An 18,700-nucleotide genomic window follows, 5' to 3' on the forward strand; every position below is an offset into this window, starting at 1 on the left:
GGACTCCTAAACGCGTATACGAGGGTCGATAATCGTATATAGCAAGTCGACCACAAGGTTAAAGAAGATAGTGAGTGAAGCGACAATCAGAGTAATGCCCATTACTAGGCCGTAGTCGCGGTTGAGAGCCCCAGACACAAAGTGTTGTCCCATGCCACCTGTACCAAAGAAAATGTCGATAATCACCGAGCCTGTCACGACAGAAACAAATGCAGGGCCGAGCATCGCAACGACGGGAATCAGGGATGGTCGCAAAGCGTGATGGAATAAAATGTAGGTTGTGGACAAACCTTTGGCTTTTGCCGTTCGAATGTATGGTTGGTTGAGCGTTTCAATCATTGCGCCACGCATGACGCGTGCAATACTCGCAATGGAGCCAATCGCCAGGCTGAGCACGGGAAGAACAAGAAAAGCCAGCTTTCCTCCTTCCCAACCACCAGCAGGGAACCAGCCTAGCTGAATAGCGAAGATCATGACTAAAACTGGAGCAAGCACGAAAGCCGGAACCACAACTCCAGTCATCGAAAGTGTCATCAGGCCGTAATCTAGGCGGCTATTTCGGTTCAATGCCGCAATGGTGCCAAGCAACATGCCAAGTGGAACGGAAATACAAAAGGAGAGTACGCCTAATACTGCTGAAACTGGCCATGATTGTGCGACGAGCTGTGTAACACTGAAGTCTTGATAAACGAAGCTCGGACCGAGATCTCCTTGTATGAAATTACCAATGTAAATCCAAAACTGAGTAAGGAAGGGCTGGTCCAAATGGAATTTTGCTTCGATATTCGCACGTACCACCTCTGGCATAGGCCGTTCCATATCAAATGGCCCCCCTGGTGCAATGTGCATCAGCCAAAATGATACGAGTGCGATGAATAGAAGCGTGGGGATAGCGATAGCTAATCGCTTAACAATGTACCAAATCATGATCCATCATCCTTTGGTCATCCGAAATCACTTCGAACGGTTATGAATAAAAAATGGTCTGAGCTCAGGTTGCCTTCTCCACCGAGAGATATGAGGAACGGCAAGTAAACATTGAACTTGCCGACTCAGACCGAAAACATGCTTTTAGTGGGCTTTTACATAGACATTCTTGCGGTAGTACGACGACTCAGGGTTTGTCAGTTCGTAGCCGCCCACGTAAGGCTTGATGAGGTATTGATCGTTACCCGGACGATAAATAGGAATAATGGCCATGTCTTCAATCAGCATGCTTTCTGCTTGTAGATACAGTTCTGATGGGTTGCTCATGGTCTTTGAGCGAGCCATTAACTCGTCGTATTGCGGGTTGTTATAACGAGAATCGTTGTACTCGCCACTAGAAACGAAGATATCCAACCATGTAGAGGCTTCATTGTAGTCGGCCGTCCAGCCGCCGCGAGTAATGTCGGTCGGCTCTTTAAGTGCGTAGAACACTTTCGGTTCTAGCTGTTTTATCGTGACTTGCGCACCCAATCGGCTTTTCCACATGCCTGCCATGGTGGTTGCCATTTTTACGTCCATCGAGAAAGTTGGTACGGTAAACGTTAACTTAAGCGGATTGCTTTTATCGTATCCAGCTTCTGACAGTAATTGCTGCGCTTTTTCGATACGTTTATGGCGGTTCCAAGTTGCGAACTCAGGAGTGTGAGATTTAAAACCATCTGTTTGAGGTGGCACAAGGGTATACATTGGAACCCCACCGTTTCTCAAAATAGCACTCGTTAACAGTTGACGGTCAATGGCATATGAGAGGGCTTTACGAACCCGCACGTCTTTTGTTGGCCCTTGTTGAGTGTTGAGGTAATAGAATGTGGAGCCAAGAGACGCACTGGTGCTTGCCACTTCTTGTGGGCGTTGTTGAATTAACTTTTTCTTCTGAGCGGCAGGAATGGAAACCGCTTGGTCTATCTCACCAGCTAGGTAGCGGTTTAGCACTACGTTTGCATCACCAATTGGTAGCCAGGTGACTTTTTCCAGCACTACATTGCTTGCGTCCCAATAATGTGGATTTTTAACCATCACCAGTTTTTCGTTAACTTTCCATTCAGAGACAGTAAACGCACCATTTGTAACGATATGCTCAGGCTGGGTCCAACGGTTGCCATATTTTTCTACGGTCGCTTTATGAACGGGGGCAAGTACGGGATGACTTAATAGTTTCGTAAAGAAGGGAATAGGCTCTTCGAGTGTTACCTGGAACGTTTTTTCATCCAGCGCCTTCACGCCCAAGGACTCGGGATCGGATTCGCCCTTCATAATGGCTTGCGAGTTTTCGATATTTGGAATGGCCGCAAACCAAGCGTACGGTGAAGCAGTGCTTGGATTCAGTAAGCGTTGCCAGCTGTAGACAAAATCTTGTGCAGTGACCGTTTCGCCATTTGACCATTTTGCATCACGTAAGTGGAAGGTATAAACCGTATTGTTGTCATTGACTGACCAAGACTCAGCAACACCAGGAATGGTTTTACCTTGCTTATCTTGAATGACCAGACCTTCAAACAGGTCTCGACCAAGATTAAAAGCGGGCTCTGCGGCTTGCTTGGCTGGGTCAATAGAAGTAACTTCAGCCCCATTGTTTAGCGTAATTTCTTGTGTCTCATCGAGGGTCACACCTGAGGGATACGGCGCGGCATAGCTTGATGTTGCCAGTATTGGACTCATCATCGACGCTAACAAAAGCAACTTAGGTAATTTCATCCTTGTTTCACTCTTTTCATCCTGAAAGATGCTAGAAATGTATATTGTATAAATTATCTACACAATCGAGTTTTAACAATGTTGTAACAGGGTGCCAAATGTTGGGCTATTTGGTATCAAAAAGTGAGCTGGGGGATTGATATGGAGCTGGTACTAAGTCTGCATTACGGGGTAGGCTTTGTTTCGCGCAAATAAAAAATCCCCTTCAAGCGCGCGCTAAAAGGGGAGGGTAGTTCGTCTGTTCTTCAAAAGGTACGACGTTAACTGACTAGGAAATGTTTTACGAACTCAGTGATTTTGACCATATCACTTACCGCGATAAACTCTTCTGTCGTGTGTACTTTTGCCATGCCAGTTGAAAGATTGACCGTTGTGAGACCTTTCTTGTTAAAGTTGTTAGCATCGCTACCGCCGCCAGTGCCTTTTGTGAAAGCCTCAATTCCCAACTCTGCAAACGCCGCTTTTATAGCGCTAACGTGTGGGTGGTTTTCTTCAATAACAAATGCATCGTAGGCTCGGCTAGATTCAATGTCGACTTCTGCACCGTGTTTTTCACAGACAGACTCTAATGTTGAGATCATATGATTGACCTGAGCATCTAGTTTATCGCCATTCAGGGAGCGTGCTTCTGCCACGATTTTTAATTCAGGCATGACAATGTTTGTGGCCTGACCGCCATTCACTATACCGATGTTGGCTGTCGTTTCTTCGTCGATGCGAAGCAGCTTCATTTGGTTGATAGCATCTGCCGCCACCATGATCGCACTGATGCCTTCTTCTGGCGCAAGCCCTGCATGTGCTGGTCGACCTTTGATTGTTGCCACGATTTTTTGCTGGCCTGGGGCTGCGGTCACAATAGTGCCAATAGGACCACCCGTATCTAACACGATTGCTTCCGTTGAAGTGACGTGTGACATATCGAAGTATTGTGAACCGAATAAACCGCCTTCTTCATACACGGTGAAAGCAAGCTCTAACGTTTTGTGCTCAAGGTTTTCCGCTTGAATACAACGAACGGCTTCCATGATGGCAGCAATACCAGATTTATCATCGCCACCAAGAATCGTATTGCCTTCTGAACGGATAACGCCGTCTTCGATGATTGGCTCAATGCCAATACCTGGAGTGACCGTATCCATATGACAGCTCATTAGGATAGAGCCGTCTTTTTTGCCGTCTAAACGGGCGTACACGTTAAAACCGTTAGAAATATGCTCAGGCACTGGAAGCTTGTGCACGGTAAAGCCTAGCTCGCCTAGCTGTTCTGCCAGTGTTTCTGCAATTTGTTTTTCGTTTTTTGATTCGCTGTCGATACGTACTAGTTGGCAAAAGTGTTCAACTAGGCGTTCTTGATTGATGTGTGTCATTAGATGTCTCTTTTTCTGATCGAGCGTGAAGCACTGTGGCTAGGGCTCGATAGGGAACAGAGCACCACTTATGGCACAGTTACTTTTGAATAAAACTGAGGTGAATCAATAAAGGAGTATCCATGACACGATTCTGACCGATGAGCCTTTCGAACTGTATGAAGCGTCACGAAACATTACTTTTGATGTTTTGCAGGATCAAATGAATAAATCGGATAGAGATAGGGTGCAATAGACTTTCCATCCCCTTTTACTTTTTGAGCTACGTTGCCAAGATAAAATGCCAAAGTAACAACTTGTTTACATTTTGTGTGTTGGCGTAAAGCCGAAAATATCAATCTAATATATTGAAAATAAGCAGTTTGTTTGATGTTTACGAAAGTGGGTTCGATGTGCCTACTGTGTGTAACATATATTTTACAATTGTGCGTAAAAATCGCCAAGGTAAAGATTTCTCCCCACGTATTCCAATTTCTCAAGACCTGCGCCAAGTTAGAAAAATAAGTCCAAACAAAAGCTACTGAGACAAGGAGAAAGTCATGGTTGATGCATATAACCCACTAGGAACAGACGGATTTGAGTTTGTTGAATATACCGCTGCTGACAACAAAGGCATTCAACAGCTTAAAGATCTGTTTATATCGTTAGGTTTTGCGGAAATTGCAAAGCATCGCTCAAAAGAAGCGTGGTTATATCGACAAGGTGACATTAGCTTTATTGTGAATGCGCAGCCGCATAGCCAAGCTGAGGGATTCGCCAAAGTCCACGGTCCGTCGGTTTGTGGCATGGCATTTCGAGTGAAAGACGCGACCGTTGCTCTGGCGCATGCGTTAGAGAATGGCGGTAAAGAATATAAAACGGAAATTGGGCCGATGGAGCTAAGCATTCCTGCTATTTATGGCATCGGTGAAAGCTTGCTTTATTTTGTCGATCGTTATGGAAAGCAGAGTATTTATGATGTCGATTTTCGTTTTTATGATGATGCTGATGAGCGTTTATCAAAAGCGAATGTTGGTCTTTACGAAATCGACCACTTAACGCACAACGTTAAGCAAGGCAACATGGATGTTTGGTCTGGTTTCTATGAGCGCATTGGTAACTTCCGCGAAATTCGTTATTTCGATATCGAAGGTAAGCTGACTGGTCTTGTCAGCCGTGCGATGACCGCACCTTGCGGCAAAATCCGAATTCCTATCAATGAGTCGTCAGATGATAAATCACAGATTGAAGAGTTTATCCGTGAATACAATGGTGAAGGCATTCAACATATCGCATTGACCACAGACGACATCTACGAAACGGTCAAAACATTGCGAGAGCGAGGCATGGACTTTATGCCAACGCCAGATACTTATTACGAGAAAGTCGATCAGCGTGTTGAAGGCCATGGTGAAGATGTAAGCAAGCTTCGTGATTTGCAGATTCTTATTGATGGTGCGCCAACGAAAGATGGCATCTTGCTACAAATCTTTACTCAAACCGTTATCGGCCCTGTGTTCTTCGAAATCATCCAACGTAAAGGCAATGAAGGCTTTGGCGAGGGTAACTTCAAAGCGTTGTTTGAATCGATAGAAGAAGACCAAATTCGCCGAGGAGTATTGAGCGATGCATAAATGGATCACATTCCCTCACCGGGAGGGAGTGTGCTCTAAACAAGCGCATGCTGACTTCCCGGAAGAGGCAATTTATGAACGTGAGGCAGGTCGAAGTGGTTTCTTTGGCCCCGCAACACATTTTCATCATCAACATGCCCCGACGGGATGGTCTGAGTGGGAGGGCGAGTTACGTCCACGAGCGTTCGATTTTAATCTAGTCGAGAAAGCCAGCCATATTACCCCTTGGGCAGTCCCGCATCTATTACACAACGCGAATTGTAAAGTTCGTGTTTGGCGTATGGATGAAAAAATGGACTTCTTGGTGAGAAATGCAGATGGCGACGAACTGCTATTCATCCACCAAGGTACGGCAGATCTCTACTGTGATTATGGTCATTTGAAAGTGAGCGAAGGGGATTATGTCATGATCCCGCGCTCAACGAGCTGGCGTTTAGAACCAAGCGAGTCGATGTTCATTTTGATGATCGAAAACACCGATGCGGCCTATACATTGCCCGAAAAAGGCATGGTTGGAAACCACGCGGTGTTTGATCCAGCGGTTTTGGAAACGCCGTCGATCAACGATCAGTTCCGTGATCAATATTCTGAGAATCAAACACAGGTTCAGGTGAAACGCCACGATAAAGTCAGTGTTATCACTTACCCATTCAACCCGTTGGATGCGATTGGCTGGCATGGTGATTTGGCGGTAGTAAAAGTGAACTGGCGTGATATTCGTCCACTTATGTCACATCGTTACCACTTACCGCCTTCTGCACATACTACATTTGTAGGAGCAGGATTTGTGGTGTGCACCTTTGTTCCTCGTCCGATTGAAAGTGATCCCGGAGCGCTCAAAGTACCGTTCTATCACAACAATGACGATTATGACGAAGTCTTGTTCTACCATGCCGGTGATTTCTTCAGCCGTGACAACATTGAAGCAGGCATGGTGACATTCCATCCAGCAGGCTTTACACATGGCCCTCACCCGAAAGCTTTCAAAGCAGGGCGAGAGCATAAGAAGACTTTTACCGACGAAGTCGCGGTCATGATTGATACGCGTCACGCACTTCAGTTTTCGGATGAGCTGGAAAAAGTAGAAAACAAAGAATACGTCTATAGCTGGCAAGAGAAGTAAGAGGCAAGGATGAAATTAGCAACCAAGAAAAATGGCACTCGTGACGGTTTGTTGATGGTCGTGAGCAAAGACTTAACGCGCTGCGTACCTGCGACAGAAATATTCCACCCAATGAATTTGGCACCGACGATGCAGGTGGCACTTGATAACTGGGATGCGCTAGCACCGCAACTGGAAGAGCTATACGTTGCACTGAATAATGGCACAGTTGCAGGGTATGAAGAGTTTGAAGCGCACTACTGTGAGTCGCCGCTTCCTCGCGCTTATCAGTGGGCTGATGGCAGTGCTTACGTAAACCACGTTGAGTTGGTTAGAAAAGCTCGCGGCGCTGAAATGCCTGAAAGTTTTTGGACGGATCCGTTGATGTACCAAGGAGGCTCTGATGCCTTTATTGGTCCTTGTGACAACATCGAGTTTGCCAGTGATGAATGGGGTATTGATTTCGAAGGCGAAGTTGCTGTGGTAACTGGTGACGTACCAATGGGCGCGAGTGTTGCAGAGGCTCAGGAGTCTATTCGTTTGATCATGCTGGTGAATGATGTCTCACTGCGTGGCCTAATTCCGGCAGAATTAGCTAAAGGGTTTGGTTTTTTCCAATCTAAACCTTCTTCTGCGTTTTCTCCTGTGGCAGTAACACCTGACGAACTCGGCGATGCGTGGTACGAAAACAAAGTGCATTTACCATTGGTCTCGACCTACAACCACAAGCCGTTTGGTCGCCCGAATGCAGGTATCGATATGACGTTTGATTTTGCAGACTTAATTGTTCATGCGACTAAAACGCGCCCGCTATCCGCTGGGGCGATTATTGGCTCAGGTACGGTATCTAATAAGCAAGGCACCGAACATGGCACTTCGATTGAGGAGGGTGGTGTTGGTTATTCATGTATCGCGGAAGTTCGCATGATTGAAACCATTCGTGATGGTAAACCGTCGACTAACTTCATGTCGTTTGGAGATTCAATCAGATTGGAAATGTTCGATGCGGATGGCAATAACATATTCGGTTCGATTGACCAACAAGTTAGCCAATATCTCAAGCATTAAGAGCGCCAGTTGGGAGATGATATGAGCGATGGCATGATTTTATACGGATACTGGCGATCATCGGCGGCGTATCGTGTGCGTATTTGTTTGAATCTTAAAGAGTTATCGTATGATTCAAAATCGGTACACTTGGTGCGCAATGGTGGCGAACAACACAGTGACGAGTACCATGAGTTAAACGCTTCTGAACTGGTTCCTGTGCTGGTGGATGGGGAGGTTCAGTTAACCCAGTCACTGACCATCATTCAATACTTAGAAGAACACTATCCGGATGTCACTGTGATCCCCGAGCAAACGCCGCTTCGATACCAAGCGCTAGCTTTGGCTCAGGATATTGCAATGGAGATTCATCCCCTGAATAACTTAAGAGTTCTGCAGTATTTAGAGGGGGAGTTAGCTTGCGAGCCAGAGCGCAAAGTCGCTTGGATTCATCACTGGATTCACAAAGGTTTTACAGCATTAGAAGAGAAACTTCAGAAACATCGTAAACTAAATGGTGATTGTAAGTTTAGCCTGACAAGCTCGCCATCTATTGTCGATATTTGTCTGGTACCACAATTTTATAACGCACAACGCTTTGGTGTAGATACTTCTCTTTACCCAACCATTAACGCTGTTGTGCAAGCATGTAATCAATTGCCTGCTTTTATTGATGCGATGCCAGAGAATCAGCCAGACGCTAATAGTTGATTCTTAGCATCATAATGTATTAACAAAATTTAAACGAGCCAATCCGAGTGTGTGATTGGCTCGTTTTTATTGGGGATCCAAATTTTCTGTTTCTCGCTATCGTCGTGGCTCCTCAAAATTGCGAGGTTTTGTTGCTCTGCATAGCATTTCCATTTACGCTTTGAGCAACGAGTTGTTTTGGATGCACTTTATTTATGACCAACATTTTTATCATTGTTGTTCTTCTGGTTTTATTCTTCTTTGTTATTCAAAAGTACGTGATTAAGCACGACGACACGCGTGATTATCCTTATCGCTCGAAAGGACCGCTACTCAGGGGGCAAGAGAGCGCATTCTATAATGCGTTGAGGGCAGCGGTAGGTGAACATGCGGTGGTATTCGCGAAAGTAAACATGTCCAGTTTGGTTACGCCAAAAGAAATCAAAAATAAGAAGCAGTTTTTTGTCGCGAACAATCGCATATCTCGAAGTTATTTTGATTACGTTATTTGTGATCCTAGGACGCTAGAGCCGCGTGTGATCGTTGAATTGGATAACGGGCAAGAGTTAAGCAAGGGCAAGGTAGAAAGACAAAAGTTACTGATCCATGTTTGTAAGACAGCAAACCTACCTTTAATCGGCGCTTCGATAAAGCACAGTTATCAAGTTGGGCGATTACGTCGTTTGCTTGCGGCACATATAGATTTGATTGAGCCTGATAAAGAAGTGCGCTTTTGCAAAAAATGCGGCAGTCCGATGATCATTAAAACCGCAAGCCAAGGTGAATTCAAAGGTCGACGCTTCTTTACTTGCAGCCGCCAACCAAATTGTACTTACACCGAGAATTACAATGTGGTGTTTGATTCGGACGACTAAAGACGACAGTTGAACAGCAAAACGGATGAGGCTTTGATTCGAGATGATCAAAGCCTTTTTTGTATCAGTCCCCAAGGCAAGACCTATACTTTGAAAAAGAGTGCAGAATAGGGAAGCCATATGCGATACGGATGGATTTTGTCAGCGTTGTTCATCGCATCTAATGTTAGTGCGATACCTAATTTGAAACCACTGGAGTGTGAGTTAACGGAGACACCCCAAGATCATTTCTTGTTTTACCGAGAGCAAATGGTTTACCACAGTGAGCAGTTTGTCATATTTCAAAACTTCAAAGGCAGGGTGAGCACTCAAGTGGATGTCAAAACAGGAGAGTTGATCCGTACAACCTATATCGGCGAACCATTTAAACCTAAATATCAGATTTTGTTTGGTACTTGCCCCAATGTATCGCAAACCTTACAGATTTGGATGCTCAGTGAAGTGCCTTACGACAATTAAGTGAGATAATAAAAGTTATATAGATCACACTTTTAAACCCTACAGGCCCAGTCCTTGTCGATAAAATCATCTGAAAACGCGTGTTGAGTTTACATTTTCGCCAAACGGTTCAAAGTTGGCAAATTTGTGCTTGCACCGTCGTTCGCTTATAGCTAATATCCTCGTCGTTCCAGAGAAATGCGTCCGTAGCTCAGCTGGTTAGAGTATCGCCTTGACATGGCGGGGGTCGGTGGTTCGAGTCCACTCGGACGCACCATTCTGAATTGAATGGTTAGGAACACAAAATTTGGGTCCGTAGCTCAGTTGGTTAGAGTACTACCTTGACATGGTAGGGGTCGGCGATTCGAGTTCGCCCGGACCCACCAAATTTTAGAAAAAGCCCACCAAACGGTGGGCTTTTTTGTATCCATAATTTGTTGATACTCAGATTTAAACACCTTACTTTTCCTTTGCACACTTTCTACAAATACTCCGCATTGCCATCAGTGTAAATTTGAGTGGTTTTACAAGAATTTAACTCGTTCATCTAAACATTCATTGGAGCCCATTTCGAATTCGCGGCAAATCCAAGGCCTATTTTCATAAATCGTACACATTAATGTGTCTCTGTCTAAAGCTGCACACCAACCATCATTTAGCCGCATCATGGTTTCGCCTCCATACTGGTCACGTGCAATAAACTCTTCAGGTACGCCAGTATCTGAAATAATTATAACCTCGAGACGGCAACAACAAGCCTTACAGTTAGAGCAAGATACATCAGAGGGCAGGGGAGAGGGAGTTTTAGTTGGTATAATCATGAATAACTACAATTTGGTCAATTGTGCATGGTACCGTAAATTTAACACGAATGAACTTTATTTCTAAAATAGAACACCCTATGAATGGTAAACCTAGTGAACGCATTTTATGCGTTCACTTGCGCGCCTTTCCGAGTAAGTCGGTAGAACTGACAGTGATTCACACCAATTAACCTTATAGTCAGTATAAATTTGAACGCCGATTTTTTGTTATACACGTACTTTACACAAGATCTGCTTCTGTAAAGTTTGTTTTAAATGTGAAAGCAAATGGCGTATCTCCGTTTTCGCGCAAATGCTGAAGGCGTAACAAGGCTTCTTGTGGTGTTGGTATATAACCGTCTTCTACCCACCACAGAACATAGCTATCCTCCGCTAAACGATGAAACCATTCGCTTTTTCGGCGCATGAAATCTCTATGACCGGTACGAAACATAAAGTTTTTAAGTGAGTCAGTACTTTCCCAAATAGACATGTTTACAATCATGTTCGGGTCATCAAATAATTTAATGCTTGTTGCATCGCCGGAGTCGTCTTTTAGACGCCAGATAAAGCCTTCACTTTCTTCAGCTATACCATTAATTAAGTCCAAATTGTCTACGAACTCTTTAATTTCTGGTGCATCCAAAGGGTATTTAGCAAGCGCAATATTTAATTGAGCTAATTTCATTTCATGACCCTCCCTGGTCGATAAGCCTGTAATGCTGGTCAAAAGCTCTAAGTATCTTTTCCTATTTTATCATGCAGTGTGTTGCTAGTGCCTTCAAAGGTCAATTAGAAAGTTAGTGACTGTGGCGAGTCATTGGATGGCAAAAAAGTCGTTTTATACATTGGTTATGTTGAGCATAAGCCCTTCTTTTCTCGCGATTATCGTCGGTAAGTCTCACTCAAGAGAGTTGCTATCTTGGATATGCAGCAGTACTCTCATTTTCTGTGGCAAGCCTTGCGCTTCTATACTTCTTATTGAGATTCGATCCTCACTTTTTGGTGTGTGAACGTGAGATAGTGTTCATGTCACTCTTTAATTTAAGTTGTTTGGCTGAACGTTAGGAGGAACTTTGATTACAAAGATAACAAGAAATGCCATTTTGCTTGGCCTAGTTCCCATTGCAGTTTTTGTTGTGGCTTTTAATTCAATAGCCAATTTTTACATCAGCTATATCAAAGAGACTAAAATAGACACCTATGTCGATTATTTACACCAACGATCCATGTATTTGGATGAGGCGATTGTAAAGCAGGTTTCGCAGTTAGATTTCACGTGCAGTAATAGTGATGTTAGAACATTACGCGACCCACGTTTTTATAATCGTTACATCCGTTTTATTGCGATGGAAACGAATGACGGTAAAACATGCTCCACGATTGGTCGCGAAGTATCTCATTTATCCAATGCGCAACGATTTCAGCTTGGCGAAAACTTTTTTGCATCACTTATTTTACCGGAACACCAAGATCAAGTTGAGTGGATGGTCATTTATGAAAATGAACATGTTGAAGTTGTCTGGGTTCTCGATAATAGTTGGGTCAAAGAAGTGATAAAAACGCCTTGTGAAGACTGTTTGTTCGTCGAGTTTATATATGATGAGCCTGTATTTGGAGATTTAACAATAAGTCGAGGAAAACCAGCCATTGCAGCAGAAGAAGCGGCAGTTTCAAAAGAGTTATTCTTCTCGGCTGATTCTCAAGCCAATATGCTCATCAAAATACACAGTGGCGAGAAACTGAAGAGCTATGCTCAGGAAAGAGTCTTTCTATGGGGAGGCCTAGTCAGTGTGCTTATGGGGCTGGCTCTTGCGTTTGTATATGTGTCCAGTAAGAGCTTGAGAAAGTCTATCAAAGGCTTGATCCAGAATGGGATTAATAATGCGGAATTTGTCCCTTATTACCAAGCGATAGTCGATAGCCGTGATGGTGTAACAGTGGGGTATGAAGCACTGATTCGGTGGTCTCGCCGTGATGGTATGGTGCCGCCAAACATGTTCATCGGCGCTGCAGAAGAAAGTGGTCTGATTGTCCCAATGACGAATCAGCTTATTCGTAAAATCATACAAGATCTTAGTGTGTTACCCGAGCATGTGTGGGTCAGCATCAATATTGTTTCTTCCCATTTAGAGTCAGGTGAACTCACTAAGTTACTGTCAGAACTGAATTGGCCATGTCCGAAGAGAGTGCATTTTGAGTTGACCGAGCGAATTCCTGTAAAAGATACAGAGGCAGCGAAAAAAGAGATTTTGTATCTGGCGAATAAAGGCTACAAGTTCAAAATTGACGATTTTGGGACTGGGTATGGCGGCTTTTTTTATTTGCAAGATCTGGGTATCCGATGCTTGAAAGTGGATAAGATGTTCATCGACCCAATAGGCTCTGATGACCAAAAATTGAAAGTGTTGGATTCTATTGTCTCGGCAGCAAAGAAAGCGGAATGTGAGATGATTGCAGAAGGTGTAGAGAGCGATGCTCAAGTCGCGTATTTGGCTCAGCATTCTATTTACCTTATTCAAGGGTATGTCTACGCTAAACCAGAGCCTATTAACAACCTTGTGATGACTTAAAGCAAGGCATAATGGGGCGTATTCATTATTAAAGGTGTCTTTCGGCACCTTTTTTATTGCTGAACCTTTTTGGGTTCACTGTTCCATAAAAAGCCTGTTGAAGTCTTAGAATTCAAACAGAGTTTACAGAGAATATGAACGCCCGATTTTAGCATCGGGCGTTAGGATTTTACTTAGGAAGAAAGGGCGGCTTTTTGGGTTTTTAATGAAGCGATTAATTGAGGAAGCAATGACATAACAATCATCCCTAGCATCAAGCTGTATTGGAGAGGGGTGAAAGTCTCACCTAATAGCAGCAAACCTGACACAATGCCCGCAACGGGGTTGGCAATGCCACCAAAAGTAAAGTCAACGACCGACATACGCTGCAATAGCCAAACATACATGCCGTAGCCTAATGCAGTGTTCAGAATGATCACCCACAGCAGCCCAAGGGTGTTCGTCATTGATAAGTTTTGAATGGCTGTAACGTATGGCTCTGGATTGTTTATTGCCAGCACGCTTGTTGCGACAGACATAATCACACCACCCAAAATGAGCTGCCATGTTAATACTGTCCACCAATGCATTTTCGTTCCTAGTGACTTCGTTACGCTACTGCCTACCACAATACACATGATGGCGGAGATCATCGCCAGCAAGCCCATAGGGTTGAGCGAAATAGAACTAGGATCAAATAAGAACCAAGCCAAAGCAATCAAAGTCGCTCCACTTATTGCCTGTATTGCGCTTGGCTGGCGCTTATAGACTGCCCAGCCAAACAGCATCGCAAAAACGGGCACTGATACCATACCGACACCTGAGATCGCAGAAGGAAGCGTCAACGCCATGACAAAAATGAGACCAAAGAAGCAAGCGATGTTGATAGTTCCTAAAACAAGCAGCACTTTCCATTCACTCTTTTTCGGGAAAGATGGCTTTATTGCGAGGAGCAAAAGACCCGCAGGCAATGCTCTTAGCGCACCAAGTAAAACGGGAGGCCAGTCCGGAAGCGTAAACTGAGTAACAGCATAAGTTGTCCCCCAAAAAAAAGCCGGGATCATTGCAAGCAAAATGTTCATGTTAAATATCTTTACGTTGAGATAATTAATTGTAAAGATATCGGTAAGGTTACTTTTTGTAAAGTATCTTTATGTTAAAATAAAAATTAAATGACGTTTGGAGAGAAACCATGGACGCAATTGATAGAGTGGTAGAGCAGTGGGCTAAGGAGAAACCAGAGCTCGACACTGAACCGATGGCAATTATGGGTCGGCTAATGCGAATTGCTAAGCACATGGAGTGTCGGGTCGCAGACCTACATAAGAAGTACGATCTTAAGATGGGTGAATTTGATGTGTTGGCGACACTTCGCCGAGCAGGTTCACCATATTGCCTTACTCCCTCGGCGCTAATTGATTCGATGATGCTCACTTCGGGCGCGATGACGAACCGATTAGATAAACTCGAGAAGAAAGGCTTTATTACCAGAACACACAGTAAAGAAGATAGACGCAGTGTCACCGTTGAGTTAACCGAAAAGGGCTTAACCTTAATTGACAAGTTGATCCTAGAGCATGTAGACGTTCAGCAATCGCTGCTACATGGTTTAGAAGGTAGTGAGAAAGCGCAGGTTAACCAGGCGTTAAGGCTACTATTGCCTTTGTTTGAGTAAAAGATACAGGAAGGGTGGGACGGAATGAGAAGCAAAGAGTTAGAAGGTTATTTAAGTACCTTTATGTGTGCAGAGAGTGATTTCCCATTTGGGCCAGAAGCGCTTGTATACAAAATCAAAGGTAAAATGTTTGCGATTATTGCAGAGAGAAACGGTCGGGAGTATGTCAGCGTAAAAGTAAAACCAGAAGATGGAGAAGTCTTAACATCGCAGTTTACGGACATCACTCCTGGTTATCACCTAAATAAGCGTCACTGGATAACGGTTTATTTTAATGGTGATGTGGAAGATGGATTGATTCAGGATTTATGTGAACGCTCTTATACTCTCGTCGTTGCCAAACTACCAAAAGTGCAACGAGCATTGCTTGGTCAGTAATAGCTATTACAGAAAAATTCGCACCTTTTCCATCCTCAAGCTATATAAGAATAAGTAGGCGGAAAAGTAGGAATGATATGCGAGCATTATCTGAATGGCTAAAAGAATATGGGGAGAGCCATCAAAACCCCATCAACCAAAAGATTCACACAATCGCAGTTCCGGGTATTTACCTATCTGTGGTCGGTCTAATTTGGTCAATTCCTCAAATCTCCATCTTGGGTTTCGAGTTTAACTGGGTCTGGATTGCTGTCATACCGGTATGGGTTTTCTATTTTCGTTTGTCTCTCAGCGTCTTTATGATGATGTTGGGGTATACATTAGCGTGCATCGGCCTGATATGGTCTTTGGAGGTATTGGCGCTGCCCGTACTGCATATTTCGATGCTCCTATTCGGTGTCCTGTGGATCTTGCAGTTCATTGGTCACAAAATAGAAGGGAAGAAACCGTCTTTTTTCGAAGATTTGCAGTTTCTTCTTATTGGTCCAATTTGGGTGTTCCGAAAACATTAACTCACTCCGTAATTAACAAGCTGATATCTCCCTGTATTGCGCGATCATGCTAGCGTCCATAAAGTCGTAAAATGCGCAGCATGATGTGCAGCTTTCTCATTGCCATGACAAGCATTCACTTCTAATTCACACTATCATTAGAGTGCAGCTAAAGCCTGTTACTTTGCCTGAATGTTTGTGGCTAGTGACATTGTCACTTGGGGGATGAATGTACGACCGACAACATAAATATGCCTATTGGCGAGAAGAGCGTAAAAAAGGCAAATGGCATTACATCATGAAGTCTTTTTTTATGATTTGTTGCGCACTATTGCTTGGTAAAGTCATTGGTTTATTCATTTTTGGTGAGCTGCACTCCCTGAGTGATATTTTGGAGCAACTGCCCGCGGATCTTTTTATCATGATGCTAGTGGGCTTCCCGGTTAGTGTTATCGGCTGGTATCATGAGGAGTCGAAGTTTTTCCGAGCGTTACGACGTAAAGAAAAGCGCTTGAAAATGAATCGAGATAAACAAAGCTAACTCTGCATCGATCTTTGTGTTATTTACTCGTCTGATTCACATATTTCTTCCAAGTTATTCGGTATTTTGCGTTAGGCCTCGCAAGCATGTCATTAAACTTATTGTAAAAAACGACATCATGCATTCTGTTAGCCAATCTTGACAGGAACTTGTATTGCGAGGTGTTCCAGCAGCCTGAAGCTACTGGGCAGATAGAACGGAGGATATTATGGATAGTGAATCAATGCTTCATAGTCAGAAAATATATTTTTGTAATGATGAAGCGTTAGTCGAGCAGCAAACACAGTGTTTAGAAGTTCTTTACGATTACAATCAAACTCGGCCTTCTGAATCTGAAAAGCGTACAGAAATATTACGACGTTTGCTCGGCGCTGTTGGTGACAACTGCTATTTTGAGCCGCCGCTTCGAGCGAATTGGGGGAGGCATACATACGTTGGTGATAACGTGTATGCAAACTTTAACTTAACCCTAGTCGATGATACGTATATCTACATTGGCAATAGTGTCATGATTGGGCCCAATGTGACACTAGCAACGGCAGGCCACCCGGTTGAACCGGAGCTCAGAAGAGAAGTTGCGCAATTCAATATCCCTATTCATATTGGTGATAATGTATGGATTGGCGCTAACTCAGTGGTATTGCCTGGCGTCAAGATTGGAGAAAACAGCGTAATTGGTGCTGGTAGCGTGGTAACGAAAGATATACCAAGTAATGTTGTTGCGGTAGGGAACCCGTGTCGTGTATTGCGAGAGATAGGCGAACATGACAAAGAATTCTATTACAAAGAGCGTCAAATCACGCACAACATGTATCAACGATAACAAAGGTAAATTCCCACGGTTTATACGGTGTCAGTATAGAAAAGTTAAAAAACGAAATTTAACATCAGGGTGTAAAGGTTGGCGCTGTTATCTTCTGGTATTGATGAAAACGCGCCAGTATCGTTATTGTGGGCGTTAAACTTTTGCCATTCAGCATTCAGTGACACGTTATAATCTAGGTCGTATCTCACTCCAAACAGATAGCTGTCCCCATTCTTTGTATCACTGCTATTAAACTGCTGGCCGTAAACTATGTAGGGGGTCAATTTATTCACGTTGTAACTCGTTGTTGCGTACCAAGAGGAGGAAATGTTGCTGTTTTGTCCTTCAGCCATTATCACAAGGTTATCAAGCTCATACCTTACTCCTAGAGAAAACTGGTCAATCGTGTTGCCTTTTTCTTTTAGAACCAAGCGGTCAATTAACATGGCTCCCCCTTCAGGTGTGGATTGCTTGGTATTGGAGAGAACCGTAGTTTGGTCATAATCGCCATGTAGATAAGAAAAGTTCAAACGGTAGGCATTTCCGCTGAGTGTTAAGTTTATTCCGGCTGTGTTGTCTGATTCGATCTTCAGTTCAGTATCTTCGTTGAGGGTGACATCACTGCTGTCTTTAAACCCTATAAACGGCATTGCAGTAAGCATGATTTGCTCATTGAGGTCGTGATTCCAGCGAATGGATAAACCATTGTAAGCGGTGATGCCTAATATGCTGTCATACACTTCATTTGGTGGTCGAGCTTGGGTAAAAGCGTGACCGACATAATTATACTCAGACATCAAAAACAGCGGCAGCCTCAATCGTCCCCCACGTATCTCTACATTTTTATAGGTATAAGCTAAATATGCCCACTCTAATTGGGGCGAGCTCCAATGATCTTGCGGACGCTTGACTATCTGTGCGGATGCTCGAAATGCCTTGTAAAAGTAATCAAGCTGCAGGCCGAAGGTTGTGTCACAATCGTAGCAGGCTTCATCATGAATAAAGCGGTTGACGAGAACCGTTGTGGAGTTATCCGACTTAGACCAAGATGTCGAACCAAAACCACTCAAAGACAGGTGATCTGATAACTCAATGGTGGCTAAGCTCGGAAAGGCGACAACACTCAGTGATAACATGGTCAAATATTTTTTCATATTAATCCTCCGAGTTCACCACACACAAAATGCGAGCATTTCCAGGCACGCTCGACGCAGGGGCATAACCAATCCGATTGGGCTTTTCTTGCATCCACGTGATCAGCGCATCAATGCTAGAGTTTGCAATCACTTTGGGTGGTCTCGCTTTGCCTGAAAAAGACAAGCTCGCCCAGTGCGCGTTCATTTGCGCCAAGTTTTTATTGAGAAGGTAGCGATAGAACTCCGCTCTCTCCGTTGATGTCGCTGGCCAGTCAGACAGCTCAATTCTCTGCCCTTGTAAGAGTTGCGTTTTTCCTCTGTATAACTTTCGTGCTTTATTGATGGTTAGGGGCGAGAACTCACCATTAAACGAGAAAACGGCGTAGCTCTCTGCAGCAAGTACTTGACTATCTATGGGTAGAAGGAAAACAACAATGAATAGGTAGCGTTTTATGCAGCGCAAAAGAAAACAGAGGAGAGAAATGTCGCCGCTCATCATCGCTAC

The 18,700-nt window shown here is 44.0% G+C and carries 20 protein-coding genes and 2 tRNA genes; 14 read left to right on the forward strand and 8 right to left on the reverse strand.

The genetic code is table 11. The features are described 5' to 3' along the window. Positions 1-6 precede the first annotated feature (6 nt). The 3 genes from oppB to J8Z23_RS06780 all read right to left on the reverse strand — a co-directional run bounded on the left by oppB (position 7) and on the right by J8Z23_RS06780 (position 4,049). A complete protein-coding gene (oppB, locus tag J8Z23_RS06770) occupies positions 7-927 on the reverse strand; it encodes an oligopeptide ABC transporter permease OppB (RefSeq protein WP_005377838.1) in 921 nt (306 codons plus the stop codon). 144 nt (positions 928-1,071) lie between these two features. Beyond that, complete coding sequence (locus J8Z23_RS06775) at positions 1,072-2,682, reverse strand: peptide ABC transporter substrate-binding protein (protein WP_434635245.1); 1,611 nt, start codon at positions 2,680-2,682, stop codon at positions 1,072-1,074. Positions 2,683-2,942: 260 nt separating this feature from the next. Then, a complete protein-coding gene (locus J8Z23_RS06780) occupies positions 2,943-4,049 on the reverse strand; it encodes a M20/M25/M40 family metallo-hydrolase (protein ID WP_253658544.1) in 1,107 nt (368 codons plus the stop codon). 539 nt (positions 4,050-4,588) lie between these two features. On the opposite strand from J8Z23_RS06780, the gene hppD reads away from it, so the two are divergent. The 8 genes from hppD to J8Z23_RS06820 all read left to right on the forward strand — a co-directional run bounded on the left by hppD (position 4,589) and on the right by J8Z23_RS06820 (position 10,200). Then, positions 4,589-5,662, forward strand: a complete 1,074-nt coding sequence (gene hppD / locus J8Z23_RS06785; protein WP_005377835.1) for a 4-hydroxyphenylpyruvate dioxygenase — start codon at positions 4,589-4,591, stop codon at positions 5,660-5,662. Beyond that, entirely contained in the window at positions 5,655-6,785 is a 1,131-nt protein-coding gene (locus tag J8Z23_RS06790) for a homogentisate 1,2-dioxygenase (protein ID WP_434635246.1), read from the forward strand. Before hppD ends, J8Z23_RS06790 begins: the two co-directional genes overlap by 8 nt. Before the next feature lie 9 nt (positions 6,786-6,794). Then, positions 6,795-7,832: a fumarylacetoacetate hydrolase family protein gene (locus tag J8Z23_RS06795; RefSeq protein ID WP_047008690.1), complete on the forward strand. Its 1,038-nt coding sequence runs from the start codon at positions 6,795-6,797 to the stop codon at positions 7,830-7,832. A gap of 21 nt (positions 7,833-7,853) precedes the next feature. Further along, positions 7,854-8,522, forward strand: a complete 669-nt coding sequence (maiA, locus tag J8Z23_RS06800) for a maleylacetoacetate isomerase (RefSeq protein ID WP_006741619.1) — start codon at positions 7,854-7,856, stop codon at positions 8,520-8,522. A 194-nt stretch (positions 8,523-8,716) separates the two neighbouring features. Next, positions 8,717-9,376: a DUF2726 domain-containing protein gene (locus J8Z23_RS06805; protein WP_005393459.1), complete on the forward strand. Its 660-nt coding sequence runs from the start codon at positions 8,717-8,719 to the stop codon at positions 9,374-9,376. A gap of 120 nt (positions 9,377-9,496) precedes the next feature. Next, positions 9,497-9,835 (forward strand): hypothetical protein, encoded by a 339-nt coding sequence (locus tag J8Z23_RS06810; protein ID WP_046874875.1) that lies wholly within the window; start codon positions 9,497-9,499, stop codon positions 9,833-9,835. 179 nt (positions 9,836-10,014) lie between these two features. Continuing rightward, positions 10,015-10,091, forward strand: a tRNA-Val gene (locus tag J8Z23_RS06815). Between the two features lie 32 nt (positions 10,092-10,123). Continuing rightward, positions 10,124-10,200: transfer RNA gene (locus J8Z23_RS06820), tRNA-Val, on the forward strand. A 138-nt stretch (positions 10,201-10,338) separates the two neighbouring features. On the opposite strand, the gene J8Z23_RS06825 is transcribed toward J8Z23_RS06820, so the two are convergent. Further along, the gene (locus tag J8Z23_RS06825; RefSeq protein ID WP_134646746.1) at positions 10,339-10,635 is read right to left on the reverse strand and encodes a YkgJ family cysteine cluster protein; all 297 of its coding nucleotides are present in this window, start codon (positions 10,633-10,635) and stop codon (positions 10,339-10,341) included. Between the two features lie 223 nt (positions 10,636-10,858). Next, the gene (locus tag J8Z23_RS06830; protein WP_046874876.1) at positions 10,859-11,305 is read right to left on the reverse strand and encodes a DUF3291 domain-containing protein; all 447 of its coding nucleotides are present in this window, start codon (positions 11,303-11,305) and stop codon (positions 10,859-10,861) included. Between the two features lie 388 nt (positions 11,306-11,693). Here J8Z23_RS06830 and J8Z23_RS06835 point away from each other — a divergent pair, with 388 nt between their 5' ends. Then, positions 11,694-13,190, forward strand: coding sequence for an EAL domain-containing protein (locus J8Z23_RS06835; RefSeq protein WP_434635247.1), 1,497 nt, complete (start codon positions 11,694-11,696; stop codon positions 13,188-13,190). Positions 13,191-13,363: 173 nt separating this feature from the next. On the opposite strand, the gene J8Z23_RS06840 is transcribed toward J8Z23_RS06835, so the two are convergent. Continuing rightward, entirely contained in the window at positions 13,364-14,251 is an 888-nt protein-coding gene (locus J8Z23_RS06840) for a DMT family transporter (RefSeq protein ID WP_114322406.1), read from the reverse strand. Between the two features lie 110 nt (positions 14,252-14,361). Between J8Z23_RS06840 and J8Z23_RS06845 the strand changes: the two genes are divergently transcribed. The 5 genes from J8Z23_RS06845 (at position 14,362) to J8Z23_RS06865 (ending at position 17,077) form a co-directional block, all read left to right on the forward strand. After that, entirely contained in the window at positions 14,362-14,844 is a 483-nt protein-coding gene (locus J8Z23_RS06845) for a MarR family winged helix-turn-helix transcriptional regulator (RefSeq protein ID WP_046874878.1), read from the forward strand. A 24-nt stretch (positions 14,845-14,868) separates the two neighbouring features. After that, positions 14,869-15,222 (forward strand): MmcQ/YjbR family DNA-binding protein, encoded by a 354-nt coding sequence (locus tag J8Z23_RS06850; protein ID WP_005393450.1) that lies wholly within the window; start codon positions 14,869-14,871, stop codon positions 15,220-15,222. Between the two features lie 77 nt (positions 15,223-15,299). After that, the gene (locus tag J8Z23_RS06855; RefSeq protein WP_012841889.1) at positions 15,300-15,734 is read left to right on the forward strand and encodes a DUF962 domain-containing protein; all 435 of its coding nucleotides are present in this window, start codon (positions 15,300-15,302) and stop codon (positions 15,732-15,734) included. A 208-nt stretch (positions 15,735-15,942) separates the two neighbouring features. Continuing rightward, entirely contained in the window at positions 15,943-16,254 is a 312-nt protein-coding gene (locus J8Z23_RS06860; RefSeq protein ID WP_005393448.1) for a hypothetical protein, read from the forward strand. Between the two features lie 208 nt (positions 16,255-16,462). Further along, positions 16,463-17,077, forward strand: coding sequence for a sugar O-acetyltransferase (locus tag J8Z23_RS06865; protein ID WP_109168409.1), 615 nt, complete (start codon positions 16,463-16,465; stop codon positions 17,075-17,077). A gap of 44 nt (positions 17,078-17,121) precedes the next feature. On the opposite strand, the gene J8Z23_RS06870 is transcribed toward J8Z23_RS06865, so the two are convergent. After that, the gene (locus J8Z23_RS06870) at positions 17,122-18,213 is read right to left on the reverse strand and encodes an outer membrane protein (protein WP_114322404.1); all 1,092 of its coding nucleotides are present in this window, start codon (positions 18,211-18,213) and stop codon (positions 17,122-17,124) included. A 1-nt stretch (position 18,214) separates the two neighbouring features. After that, positions 18,215-18,691, reverse strand: coding sequence for a hypothetical protein (locus J8Z23_RS06875; protein WP_434635289.1), 477 nt, complete (start codon positions 18,689-18,691; stop codon positions 18,215-18,217). Between the last annotated feature and the right edge of the window lie 9 nt (positions 18,692-18,700).

This window comes from Vibrio sp. SCSIO 43086 (assembly GCF_051132235.1).
Classification (GTDB): domain Bacteria; phylum Pseudomonadota; class Gammaproteobacteria; order Enterobacterales; family Vibrionaceae; genus Vibrio; species Vibrio diabolicus.